Source organism: Bacillus sp. WC2507 (assembly GCF_052656125.1).
The window spans coordinates 661,597-674,659 of record NZ_JBQXPN010000001.1; the positions used below are offsets into that span (position 1 = coordinate 661,597).

Annotated in this window: 9 protein-coding genes and 1 other RNA gene; 9 read left to right on the forward strand and 1 reads right to left on the reverse strand. The window is 36.0% G+C overall.

The genetic code is table 11. The annotated features are described in order from the left end of the window. Positions 1–8 precede the first annotated feature (8 nt). The 3 genes from rnr (at position 9) to ssrA (ending at position 3,888) form a co-directional block, all read left to right on the forward strand. Positions 9–2,447: a ribonuclease R gene (gene rnr / locus ACUN28_RS03480; RefSeq protein WP_098405039.1), complete on the forward strand. Its 2,439-nt coding sequence runs from the start codon at positions 9–11 to the stop codon at positions 2,445–2,447. Between the two features lie 493 nt (positions 2,448–2,940). Then, positions 2,941–3,408: an SsrA-binding protein gene (gene smpB / locus ACUN28_RS03485; protein WP_001123922.1), complete on the forward strand. Its 468-nt coding sequence runs from the start codon at positions 2,941–2,943 to the stop codon at positions 3,406–3,408. A gap of 125 nt (positions 3,409–3,533) precedes the next feature. After that, positions 3,534–3,888: a transfer-messenger RNA gene (gene ssrA, locus ACUN28_RS03490) on the forward strand. 348 nt (positions 3,889–4,236) lie between these two features. On the opposite strand, the gene ACUN28_RS03495 is transcribed toward ssrA, so the two are convergent. Continuing rightward, positions 4,237–5,187 (reverse strand): nucleoside hydrolase, encoded by a 951-nt coding sequence (locus ACUN28_RS03495; RefSeq protein WP_001125076.1) that lies wholly within the window; start codon positions 5,185–5,187, stop codon positions 4,237–4,239. Positions 5,188–6,012: 825 nt separating this feature from the next. Here ACUN28_RS03495 and ACUN28_RS03500 point away from each other — a divergent pair. From ACUN28_RS03500 to alo, 6 genes are all read left to right on the forward strand, one after another. Continuing rightward, on the forward strand, positions 6,013–6,690 hold the full coding sequence (locus ACUN28_RS03500) for a response regulator transcription factor (protein ID WP_016135995.1): 678 nt from the start codon (positions 6,013–6,015) through the stop codon (positions 6,688–6,690). Positions 6,691–7,144: 454 nt separating this feature from the next. Beyond that, positions 7,145–8,158, forward strand: coding sequence for a siderophore ABC transporter substrate-binding protein (locus ACUN28_RS03505; RefSeq protein WP_098405040.1), 1,014 nt, complete (start codon positions 7,145–7,147; stop codon positions 8,156–8,158). 19 nt (positions 8,159–8,177) lie between these two features. Next, positions 8,178–9,194 carry an ABC transporter permease gene (locus tag ACUN28_RS03510; protein WP_098405041.1) on the forward strand — a complete coding sequence of 339 codons (1,017 nt, stop codon included), beginning with the start codon at positions 8,178–8,180 and terminating at the stop codon, positions 9,192–9,194. Beyond that, positions 9,191–10,255 (forward strand): iron chelate uptake ABC transporter family permease subunit, encoded by a 1,065-nt coding sequence (locus ACUN28_RS03515; RefSeq protein ID WP_016085614.1) that lies wholly within the window; start codon positions 9,191–9,193, stop codon positions 10,253–10,255. The genes ACUN28_RS03510 and ACUN28_RS03515 overlap by 4 nt, the downstream gene beginning before the upstream one ends. Beyond that, positions 10,252–11,004 (forward strand): iron ABC transporter ATP-binding protein, encoded by a 753-nt coding sequence (locus tag ACUN28_RS03520; protein WP_016085615.1) that lies wholly within the window; start codon positions 10,252–10,254, stop codon positions 11,002–11,004. Before ACUN28_RS03515 ends, ACUN28_RS03520 begins: the two co-directional genes overlap by 4 nt. A gap of 451 nt (positions 11,005–11,455) precedes the next feature. Beyond that, complete coding sequence (gene alo / locus ACUN28_RS03525) at positions 11,456–12,994, forward strand: anthrolysin O/cereolysin O family cholesterol-dependent cytolysin Alo (protein ID WP_000576724.1); 1,539 nt, start codon at positions 11,456–11,458, stop codon at positions 12,992–12,994. Positions 12,995–13,063: the final 69 nt, after the last annotated feature.

The following is a 13,063-nucleotide window of genomic DNA, read 5'->3' on the forward strand; positions in this document are numbered from 1 at the left end:
ATTTTTACTTGGAAGAAATCACGCAAGAACATATTGATAAGTTGTTATTATTTATGAGAGAAGAAGCGTATAAACCGTTAACGATACAAGAGTTAGAAGAGGCATTTGGGATTGAAGGTTCTGAAGGCTTTAAAGATTTCGTGAAAGCACTTGTAATGATGGAAGAAAAGGGGCTTGTTATTCGTACACGTAGCAACCGTTACGGTCTTCCTGAAAAGATGAATTTAGTACGTGGTAAGTTAATTGGACATGCACGTGGTTTTGCATTCGTTGTACCAGACGAGAAGAAAACGGGAGACGATGATCTTTTCATCCCACCTACAGAGTTAAACGGCGCACTTCATGGCGATACAGTATTAGCGCGTGTTAGCTCACAATCAAGTGGTTCACGACAAGAAGGTTCAATTGTACGTATTTTAGAGCGTGGAACGAAAGAACTCGTTGGTACATATACAGAATCGAAAAACTTTGGGTTTGTTATACCTGACAATAAGCGCTGGACGAGTGATATCTTTATCTTGAAAAGTGCATCAATGGGTGCTGTAGAAGGTCATAAGGTAGTTGTGAAAATTACGAGCTATCCAGAGAATCGTTTAAGTGCAGAAGGTGAAGTTATTCAAATTCTAGGTCATAAAAATGATCCAGGAGTAGATATTTTATCTGTCATCCATAAACATCATTTACCTTTAGCATTCCCTGAAGAAGTGATGGAGCATGCAAACAGTGTACCAGAAACGATTTCAGAAGAAGATTTAAAAGATCGCCGTGATTTGCGTGACCAAATGATCGTAACGATTGACGGTGCAGACGCGAAAGATTTAGATGATGCTGTTACAGTAACGAAGCTTGAGAACGGTAACTACAAGCTTGGCGTTCATATCGCGGATGTAAGTCATTACGTTCAAGAAGGTTCTCCAATTGATGTAGAAGCAGCGGAGAGAGCGACGAGTGTATATCTTGTAGACCGTGTAATTCCGATGATTCCGCATCGTCTATCTAACGGTATTTGTTCGTTAAACCCGAAAGTAGACCGTCTGACGTTATCTTGTGAAATGGAAATCAACAACTTAGGTGATGTTGTAAAGCACGAGATTTTCCAAAGTGTGATTAAAACGACAGAGCGTATGACGTATGCTGACGTAAGAAGCATTTTAGAAGATGAGGATGAAGAGTTAATCAAACGCTATGAGCCGCTCGTACCGATGTTTAAAGAGATGGGTCAATTAGCACAAATTTTACGTGAAAAACGTATGCACCGCGGTGCAATTGACTTTGACTTTAAAGAAGCGAAAGTATTAGTAGATGAAGAAGGAAAACCGACAGATGTTGTTATGCGTGATCGTTCTGTATCAGAGAAGTTAATTGAAGAATTTATGCTTGTTGCGAACGAAACAGTAGCAGAGCACTTCCACTGGATGAACGTACCATTCATGTACCGTGTCCATGAAGATCCGAAAGAAGATAAGCTGGAGCGTTTCTTCGAGTTTGTAACGAACTTCGGATATGCAGTAAAAGGACGTGCGAACGAAATACATCCTCGTGCACTGCAACAAATTCTTGAAATGGTTCAAGGACAGCCTGAAGAAGTAGTTATTTCAACAGTAATGCTTCGTTCTATGAAGCAAGCGCGCTACGATGCAGATAGCTTAGGACATTTCGGTTTATCAACTGAGTTCTACACGCATTTCACATCACCAATTCGTCGTTACCCAGATACGATTGTTCATAGATTAATTCGTGAATACATCATTAACGGTAAAGTCGACAATGAAACGCAAGCAAAATGGCGTGAAAACTTACCTGAGATTGCAGAGCACTCTTCTAATATGGAGCGTCGTGCTGTTGAAGCAGAACGTGAAACAGACGAAATGAAAAAAGCAGAGTACATGGTTGATAAGATCGGTGAAGAGTATGACGGTATGATTAGCTCTGTAACAAACTTTGGTTTATTCGTAGAGCTTCCAAATACAATTGAAGGTCTTGTACACGTTAGCTACTTAACGGATGATTACTACCGTTATGACGAGAAACATTTCGCAATGATCGGAGAACGTACAGGTAACGTATTCCGCATCGGTGACGAAATTACAATTCGCGTTATTAACGTAAACAAAGATGAGCGCGCAATTGACTTTGAAATCGTTGGCATGAAAGGTACGCCTCGCCGTAAGTTCAAAGATCGCCCAGTCGTTATCGAACAGCCAAGAACAGGCAGAAAGAAACGCGGTGGACGTAGCGAGCGCAGTAATGAGCGTGGCGGTGAACGTGGCACAGGGAGAAAATTTGACCGTGGTGGCAAAGGAAAAGGAAGAGGATCAGGATCAGCTTCTACTTCCGCTTCCACGTCGGCTAGTCAGCCAGGGAAAAAAGATGGTAACGGCAAGAAGAAAAAAGCATTCTTCGAAAATGTACCAGGATTCAAGAAGAAAAAGAAAAAGCGTAAGTAAGAAAAGGAGGGCTTCGCTTTGATGAAAAGCGGGGCTTTTTCTTTTTTATTGGTGGCTTGAGAGCGAGCCACTTTCGCTTTTTATAGGAATCCAGCTACAGTGGCTAGAATGTTCGGCGGCTTCGCTTCTTCCCGAGAGGCAAAGAGCGCCTCAAGGTCAGAAGCTCCATCCACCTCACATTCTGAACGAGCCACTTTCGCTTTTTATGGAATCCAGCTACAGTGGCTAGAATGTTCGGCGGCTTCGCTTCTTCCCGAGAGGCAAAGAGCGCCTCAAGGTCAGAAGCTCCATCCACCTCACATTCTGAACGAGCCACTTTCGCTTTTTATGGAATCCAGCTACAGTGGCTAGAATCTATCGGCCATTTCACTCCCTCGAACGAAGCAAAAAGCGCTTCTCTGTCGGGAGTTCCAATGTCCAAAGATTCTAAGCGAGCCACTTTCGCTTTTTATTAACATTTGTTACAATAGTAAAAATAGAGGAGGGACGTTTTATGCCAAAGGGTACAGGTAAGGTTATTGCACAAAATAAAAAAGCATTTCATGATTATTTCATCGAAGAAACATACGAGGCAGGGCTTGTCCTTCAAGGAACGGAAATTAAGTCGATTCGCGCTGGACGCGTGAACTTGAAAGATGCGTTTGCACGTGTACATAATGGTGAAGTATGGGTTCATAATATGCATATTAGTACGTACGAGCAAGGGAATCGTTTCAACCATGATCCGCTTCGCACGAGAAAGTTACTTCTTCATAAAAAAGAAATTGAGAAGTTAACGGGCGCTTCAAAAGAAACAGGCTATGCATTAGTTCCAGTGAGAATCTATTTGAAAAATGGATTTGCGAAAATGGCACTTGGTTTAGCAAAAGGTAAAAAGCAATATGATAAGCGTAACGATTTAAAAGAAAAAGAAGCAAAACGTGAAATTGCACGCGCGTTCCGTGATCGTCAAAAGATGTAATACAGATATTTACATTTGTAAAACGGCGCGCGTATGATATAATAACTTATGTAAGATTGTTGCACATTGAAAAACAGCTCTTAGTAGCTATCACGATTTTTCTTCGTATGCTCCATTTTTATCATGGGGACGTTACGGATTCGACAGGGATAGTTCGAGCTTAGGTTGCGAGTCGAGGGGATCGGCCTCGTTAAAACGTCAAAGCCTATAATTGGCAAACAAAACAATCTTTCTTTAGCTGCTTAATTGCACTAAAGGTTCCTCCCTCCATCGTCCATGTGGTAGGGTAAGGGACTCAAACTAAGTGGACTACGCCGGAGTTCGCCGTCTGAGGACAAAGGAAGAGAACAACCAGACTAGCAACTTGGAAGCCTGTCGATAGGCTGAAGAGTTCGCGAAATGCTAATATATCGACTACACTCGTAGAAGCTTAAGTGCCGATATTTTTGGACGTGGGTTCGACTCCCACCGTCTCCACCAATACATATTTGGTGGTTTTTTTATTTTGTATGATATGAACCATAATTTTGCCGGATTGGCAAGGTTATGGTTCTTTTTGTTTGTGGCAAACTTATGGTTCCGAAAATAAAATGTAACAAGAAGCGTAGAATAGCCATTTTACGCTTCTTGTTACATTTTAAGGACCACATTACAATCAAGATAGGAAAAGCAAATACCCCAAAACTAATAAATAATCTCTTTGGTTCGATGGGCATGTGGGGGATCCCTACTAGGCGAATTTTAACCTAAAAAATTCGAATTTCTGTACATTAAGTAAAGTGAATTTTTATTCGCGTGATTCTTATTATCTGAAATTAATAAAGCATGTTATACTCTCTTCTTTAAGAACGTCTCCATAATATCCTTTTTGAATCTTTCATAATCAAACTGAAAAGCTACATTATGCATTTTATAGCCTGGATTAGCAACAAAGCGAAAATCTGCAATGCTTTGACCGAATCCTTCTCCTTGATCAGGAATTATTTTAATGGGTACTCTTGAAAGGCTAACAGCCTCTTGATTTAGCAAATACCACACTGTTACAAAATCATGCATAGGACTTCCACTTATACCAGGATTAGACTTGGAGTAGAAATTATAATAATAGTCTAGCATGGGCTTGATGATGAGTCCTGCAAGATCTTGTGTATTCCGATGAAATGTATCAATTTGTTGGACCATTTCAGGTGTAACAATCGCATGTTGTGTCACATTTAAAGGAATAATTGTCAAGTTCTTCGCATGCTGCAGAATTAAATTTGCTGCATAAGGGTCTGCGTAAAAGTTAGCTTCAGCCACAGCAGTTACGTTACCTGGATAGAAAAAAGCTCCCCCCATGCAAATGCATTCTCTTACGTTTCGCATTGTTTCTAAATTCAATACAAAAGTCGTGGCTAGCGAAGAAAGTCTTCCTAAATTGATAATTGTAAGATCTTCTAAATTTGATTCTATAATTTGATAAATATCATTTAAGGGGTAAATTGGATATGGAATTTCAGGGGGAATAATAGGACCTAATCCGACTTTTCCGTGTACCTCAGGGAAATACTGAATCAATATACCTGTCAACGGCACAGAAGCACCAAGGAATACAGGTATCTCTTCCCTTCCCGCAATGTACTTCAAATAGTTAATATTTCTTATTACATTTTCTCTTGATACATTTCCATAATCGGCTACAATTCCTACAAGTTGAATGTCTTTACGAAAAAAGGTGTACAGTATAGCAAACGCATCATCAATTCCCAAATCTGTAAACAGGAGAACCTTTTTTGGCATATCTCTCCCTCCAAAATTTATAGAATCCTATGTTCACTAATGAGTAGGCTAAACTTGTGTGTATATATTTTATGTATTCTTAAAGAGTGAATTCTATTCACTTGACGTGGCTTCGCTCATCTAATTTTAATATTATGTTTAAGCGTAAAATACATAAGGTGCATTAGAAATATGAAAAGATCCATTGTTATTGAGGAGTTTACACCGGATTGGGCAATATCATTAGGGCTCATCATATCAAAAAAGAAAATGGTACGTTTAGATACAAAATAATCGATTTCTTGTATGTTAAGGAACTGGTTATTTGTTTTTCTATTTTTTAGGGAGTTTTTCTGGTAATGGTGTATACAAATAATAAAGTTGTTTAATTTACAATAAAGACGTTTAAAACAAAGTGTTTTTAATTGTGTGATTCGTGTTAACCCATATAGATCAAGAGAGAAACTTTATTGTAAATAGATAAAATAAAAGCAAGACTAATACTTAAAATTATACGTATCTCGGCTGTACTCTCATAAATAACTGTAGAAGATAAAAATCTCGTTATGGGGATGGGGCGGTATCCCTGAAACAAAAAATGAAGAAATAGTTATTGATGATAATCAGGTAGATACTATAGCTGCACCTTAATGATTAAATAATATTTATTTAAATCTTCATATCTTTTGTATTCGTCTCCATATCTATTGTAAGATTATATAGAGTTCCCCTAATAAGCTGTTATAATGGCTTTTTTTAGGAGTTTAATATTTATAAATCTTACATTATTTTTTTGAGATAATTTTTTATCTAACTAAGTTATATTGAAGTAGAGGTGAACCATCGGTGAGGCAGGTGTTAGTAATTAAAAATGAACGGTCTTTAGCAAAGAAAATCGTAAGCGGTCTAAAGAAAGAAGGCCATTTCATTTTAAAACTTCACAATGAAAACGAAGGTTTAAATATAATATATGAACAAGATTGGGATATTATCATATTGGATTGGGATTCATTAAGTATATCCGGACCAGAAATTTGCAGACAAATACGACTTGTTAAAACGACACCGATCATTATTGTGACAGACAATATTTCTAGCAAGGATTGTATAGCAGGGTTACAAGCAGGAGCAGATGATTATATAAGAAAACCATTTGTGAAAGAAGAATTAGTAGCAAGGGTTCAAGCCATTTTAAGGAGAAGTGACTATATCCAGCAAAATGAGATAAGCTTTTTTCAGTTTAAAGATCTCTTTGTTGATGCATCTAGCAATATTGTGAAAAAAAGTGGTGAAAATCTCTCGCTTACTAAGCGCGAGTACGATTTACTTGTATTTTTAATCAAGAATAAAAATACAATATTGAGCCGTGAAATGCTTTTGAATCAGGTTTGGGGATATAACGTAGTAGTAAATCCAAATGTAGTAGACTTATATATTGGATATGTAAGAAAAAAGTTAAAGTGTGAGAAGAAAGACAGATATATTCAAACGATACATGGCAGAGGCTATTCAATGATTGAATGATAAAAATAAGATAATAGGTAACGTACAGTTTTTCATAATAATCACTAGCATAATAGAAAAACGAGTAAAACTGTTTCATTCAGTTTTACTCGTTTTTTCTGTTAAATCTAATAATCAAATAGTTTCTGGAAAGTATTAAAATACGTAAAAAGAATATTTCTATCAGGCAATAGATTATGAAAATACTAGTTAGTAATGGGGGTGTTTTGTAGGGGAAATCATGGTTAGTCAACATGCATGACTTTAAATATTACTTCTTGCATCCAATTTATGCTTGGTTTTATTAATTCGCACCATTCACAAGATTTTCACAGAATTAATGACTATACTAATTAACAGGATGTTCAAATGAAAATGATTATCAATATTGATTTAGGTGAATAGAATTTACTATCTAATTCAATCTATGGACTTTATCATTTTCGAACTAAATTACATTATAAGGAGTATACGTATGAAAAAAACTATGCTTTTAAAATTAGTAAGTATTCTAGCAATTTTCACTTTAATGTTAGTAGCTTGCTCAGATTCAGGTAAAGAAACTTCGAAGGCTACTAAAGATAATGGTAGTGATAAGCCAAAAACGGTTGAAATCACTGATGCACATGGAAAGGTTACTGTACCTGTAAATCCAAAGAATGTAGTTGCTTTAGATAATAGAACTTTTGAAACTTTAGCTGATTGGGGAATTAAATTAGCGGCTGCTCCAAAGGATATCATGCCTGCTGATTCAGCATATAAAAAGGATGAAAAAGTTCAAAATATTGGGAATCACCGTGAGCCAAATCTTGAAATTATTGCAGCTGCAAACCCTGAACTTGTAATCGTTGGTCAAAGATTTGCTGATCATTACGAAGAAATCAAAAAATTAGTGCCAAAAGCAGCTGTTATTGATCTTAATTTTGATGTTTCTGAGAAATCTACTACGCCTGGAAAAAATTTAGTAGATGGACTTAAAAATTCTACAACTACTCTAGGAAAAATCTTTGATAAAGATAAAGAAGCTAAACAATTAGTAGCTGATTTTGATAAATCTATTGAAAAAGCAAAATCTGCTTATAACGGAAAAGATAAAGTTATGAGTGTTATCGTTACTGGTGGGAATATTGGTTTTGCTGCTCCACATTCTGGTCGTGTTTGGGGACCAATGTATGAAATTTTCGGTTGGACTCCAGCATTAGAAGTGTCTAATTCTACTGCAGGTCATAAAGGTGATGACGTTTCTGTTGAAGCTATCGCACAAACAAATCCTGATTGGCTTTTCGTATTAGATCGTGATGCTGCAACATCTGATGCAGCTAAGTCAACACCTGCTAAGGATGTTATTTCTAAATCACCAGCTCTTCAAAACACAACTGCTGTTTCTAAAAAACAAGTTGTTTATGCACCAGAAGATACTTACACAAATGAATCAATTCAGACTTATGTAGAGTTATTTGGAAATCTTGCAAAAACTTTAGCTAAGTAGTGTAAAGGGGTACGAAACAGTGTCAAAAAATATGATTTCTAGGGTTGAGAATATTTCTCAACCCCAGTTTTATAATCACAATAAAATATGGACAAAACCTTTTATAATAGCGGTTATAGTTGTTATAATTTTAGGGATTACATCACTGTTTACTGGAGTTTATGATATACGTGGACAAGAGGACGGAATGGAGATGTTTTTCATCACTCGTGTTCCGAGAACTGTTGCATTAATGCTTACTGGAGCTGCAATGGCGATGGCAGGGCTCGTAATGCAATTAATTACACAGAATCGTTTTGTTGAACCTACTACAACGGGGACTATTGAATGGTCAGGCTTAGGCCTGCTTTTTGTCTATTTATTATTTCCTGCCCCGACTTTAGTTCAAAGAATGACTGGTGCAATCATTTTTTCTTTTATAGGAACTATGATTTTCTTTCTATTTTTAAGAAGAGTTAAACTTCGTTCGTCTTTAATTGTCCCGATTATCGGATTGATGCTTGGAGCAGTTATTTCTGCAGTGTCTACTTTTTTGGGACTCCTGTTTCAAATGACGCAAAGTATTGAAACTTGGTTTGTAGGTTCATTTGCTAACATTCAGGTGGGAAGATATGAATATTTATGGCTGATTGTTATCATTACTGTGCTTATTTTTATGTATGCTAATAGATTGACTTTAGCTGGACTAGGAGAAGATGTCGCAACAAGCCTTGGAGTTAATTACAATAGAATTGTTCTTTTTGGGACTGGCCTTATCTCTGTTGCTGTTGGAATTGTTGCAGCTGTTATTGGAAACTTACCTTTCTTGGGATTAATTGTTCCAAACATTGTTTCCATGTTTAGAGGGGATGATCTTAGGAGTAATTTACCTTGGGTATGTGTGATCGGAATGGGGACAATCACTGTCTGTGACATCATTTCTCGAACAATTATAAAGCCATTTGAAGTACCTGTTTCTTTAATACTTGCAACAGTGGGGGCAGTCGTGTTTATTACTATTCTATTGAGACGAAGAAAACCAAGGAGGCTGCGATGATCACATTAGATTATAGAAATAAAGAAAATGTCGAAATCGATTCTAGCCTTCATAATGAAAGTAGATCAGCTAGTGCTTTTCGTTCTAAGAAGGAAGCAAGACGTTATTGGATTGTACTGGTAACATTGATTGCTTTAGGTCTCCTTTCTTCATATGGACTTTTAGTTTATAACAACCCAGTTCCGATAGATTCACCTTCTTTTATTCCAGTTGTTAAGAGAAGAATAGTAGCTATTGTTGCAATGATTATTGCTGCAGTTTGCCATAGCTTATCGACAGTTGCTTTCCAATCTATTACGAATAATAAGATTATTACTCCTTCACTTTTAGGTTTCGAATCACTTTATTCAGCAATTCAAACGAGTACAATATTCTTCTTTGGTGCTAGTGCATTGCTCAATTTTAATGGAATTGGATCATTTTTATTTCAAGTCGTTGTTATGGTCTTCATGAGTTTGATACTTTATGGCTGGTTACTTTCCGGTAAATACGGGAATTTACAACTTATGCTTTTAGTTGGAATTATTATTGGTACCGGGCTAAATTCTGTGTCAACTTTCATGAGAAAACTACTTGCGCCTTCAGAATTTGATATTTTACAAGCGAGATTATTTGGTTCTGTTAATCATGCAGATCCTGCTTATTTTCCTGTTGTAATTCCTATGATTATAATTGTAGCGGTATTAATTTTTGCTCATTCTAAGAATTTGAATGTTTTGTCACTAGGAAAGGATGTTGCTACTTCTTTTGGAGTTAAATATCAACCTAGTGTAATTTATACGCTTGTATTAGTAGCTATTTTAATGTCCATTTCAACAGCTTTAATCGGGCCACTTACTTTCTACGGCTTTTTAGTAGCAACTTTGAGTTATCAGGCGGCGTCAACGTATGATCATAGATACATTTTTCCAATGGCTTTTGCAATAGGATTTTTAATAATGACGAGTGCATATTTTTTAATGTATCATGTATTCCATGCTCAAGGCGTGGTTTCAGTTATTATTGAATTATTTGGTGGAATTATATTCTTAACTATAGTTTTAAGGAAGAGGGCTTTATGATAAAAATTGATAATGTTAAAAAGTTCTATACTGATAAGGTAAAAATAGGACCTTTGGATATTGAAATACCAAAAGCAGGCTTTACTTCTTTAATTGGACCAAATGGTGCTGGAAAGTCCACGACACTTTTGATGATTGGAAGACTTTTAGATATGGATGAAGGTCAAATTCAAGTAGCAAATATGGATGTTTCTGAATCCAAATCAAAAGACTTAGCAAAAGTTTTGACTATATTGCGACAAGAAAATCATTTTGTAACTAGGCTTACTGTTAGACAATTAGTTGGATTTGGGCGCTTTCCTTATTCAAAGGGAAGATTAACGAAAGAAGATGAGGTTATCATTTCTAAATATATCGATTTCTTAGATTTAACTAATTTAGAGAATAGATATTTAGATGAGCTTTCTGGTGGTCAAAGACAAAGGGCATATGTAGCGATGGTATTGTGCCAAGAGACTGAATATGTACTGTTGGACGAGCCTCTGAACAACCTTGATGTTGCTCGTTCTGTTCAAATGATGGAGCATTTGAGACGTGCGGCTAATGAATTTGGAAGAACAATTTTGACGGTTATGCATGACATAAATTTTGCAGCTAAATACTCTGACAAAATTTGTGCTATGAAAGATGGACAAATTGCTGCTTTTGGAACAGTAGAAGAGGTTATGGACCCAACAATTTTGACAGATATTTTTGAAACAAAAATAGAAATTATCAATGGTCCTTATGGTCCAATCGCTGTTTATTAGTTATAAAATGTAAAAAAATACTGTAGCTTGTGTAGATTATGCAAGTTACTCTAGTTGAAGTTGCTGTCTGTAGTTTATAGGCAGCAGCTTTTTTTACGTGATTACTCATAAAATGCAAAAGAATGCTTCACCTTTTCAAGTATCTACCAAGCGAAAAAAATATCTCTGTATAACTTTTTAAAAGAATTCATCCTGTTTCTTTTATATGTAATATTGCATATCAGAGTGTATTGATAAAAGTGTAAGGGGTCACTATAATGAGGGCATAAAGATAAATCACATTTTCGTAGCAATAAAAAGGAGGAAATAATATGGAAATCGCAATGGCAGTTTTGAAATTTGTAGGTGGCGTAATCCCGTTAATTCAAGAACTTTTAAAAGCATTTATGTAAGTGTATTAGTTAGCTATCATTTATCAATCATTATCATATCTTACTAAAAAAAGAACGGGGTGATTTTTCTGAATATTAAGAAAAACACTAAAAGAAGAAAGTTCCTTGCATGTTTATTAGTTAGTCTATGCACTATTAATTATTCATCTATTTCCTTCGCAGAAACACAAGCCAGTAATGCAACTGATGTAACCAAAAATGCTAGTGGCATTGATACTGGTATAGCAAATCTTAAATATAATAATCAAGAGGTTTTAGCTGTAAATGGTGATAAAGTAGAGAGTTTTGTTCCGAAAGAAAGTATCAATTCAAATGGTAAATTTGTAGTAGTGGAACGCGAGAAAAAATCACTTACAACGTCACCAGTCGATATTTCAATTATTGATTCTGTAGTGAATCGCACGTATCCAGGAGCGGTACAACTTGCAAATAAAGCTTTTGCAGACAATCAACCTAGTTTATTAGTGGCGAAGAGAAAGCCTTTGAATATTAGTATAGACTTACCTGGCATGAGAAAAGAAAATACAATTACTGTCCAAAATCCGACATATGGTAATGTAGCTGGAGCAGTAGACGATTTAGTATCTACTTGGAATGAAAAGTATTCTAAAACACATACGTTACCTGCAAGAATGCAGTATACGGAATCTATGGTTTATAGTAAATCACAAATCGCAAGTGCCCTTAACGTTAACGCTAAATATCTTGATAACAGTCTAAACATTGATTTTAATGCGGTTGCAAATGGAGAGAAAAAAGTGATGGTAGCGGCATATAAGCAAATATTTTATACCGTAAGTGCTGAACTACCTAACAATCCATCCGATCTTTTTGATAATAGTGTTACTTTTGGTGAGTTAACTCGTAAAGGTGTAAGTAATTCGGCTCCACCTGTTATGGTCTCAAATGTAGCTTATGGTAGAACTGTTTATGTAAAATTAGAAACAACATCTAAGAGCAAAGATGTACAAGCTGCATTTAAAGCCCTACTTAAGAATAACAGCGTCGAAACGAGTGGACAGTACAAAGATATTTTTGAAGAAAGTACCTTTACTGCTGTAGTATTAGGCGGAGATGCGAAAGAGCATAACAAGGTTGTTACTAAAGATTTCAATGAAATCCGAAATATCATTAAAGATAATGCTGAATTAAGTCTTAAAAATCCAGCATACCCAATTTCATATACAAGTACTTTCTTAAAAGATAATGCAACTGCTGCTGTTCATAACAATACAGATTATATTGAAACGACAACTACAGAATATTCAAGTGCTAAAATGACACTTGATCATTACGGTGCTTACGTTGCTCAATTTGATGTATCTTGGGATGAATTCACATTTGACCAAAAGGGTAATGAAGTACTAACACATAAAACATGGGATGGTAGCGGAAAAGACAAAACGGCTCATTACTCTACAGTTATCCCTCTCCCACCAAATTCAAAAAATATAAAGGTCGTAGCAAGAGAATGTACAGGTCTTGCATGGGAATGGTGGAGAACAATTATTAATGAACAAAATGTTCCATTAACAAATGAAATAAAAGTTTCAATTGGAGGAACAACATTATACCCAACAGCTAGTATTAATCATTAAGTATAAAAAAGCGCCCTATAAGTAGGGCGCTTTTTTACTTAGTCACAAATTTTATCCCGCATTAACGGG

Bases quoted from the DNA above. Each gene is read 5' to 3' on its own strand.
- ACUN28_RS03520 (WP_016085615.1), top strand. From the start codon at position 10,252: ATGATAAAAATTGATAATGTTAAAAAGTTCTATACTGATAAGGTAAAA.
- ACUN28_RS03515 (WP_016085614.1), top strand. From the start codon at position 9,191: ATGATCACATTAGATTATAGAAATAAAGAAAATGTCGAAATCGATTCT.
- ACUN28_RS03505 (WP_098405040.1), top strand. From the start codon at position 7,145: ATGAAAAAAACTATGCTTTTAAAATTAGTAAGTATTCTAGCAATTTTC.
- smpB (WP_001123922.1), top strand. From the start codon at position 2,941: ATGCCAAAGGGTACAGGTAAGGTTATTGCACAAAATAAAAAAGCATTT.
- ACUN28_RS03495 (WP_001125076.1), bottom strand. From the start codon at position 5,187: ATGCCAAAAAAGGTTCTCCTGTTTACAGATTTGGGAATTGATGATGCG.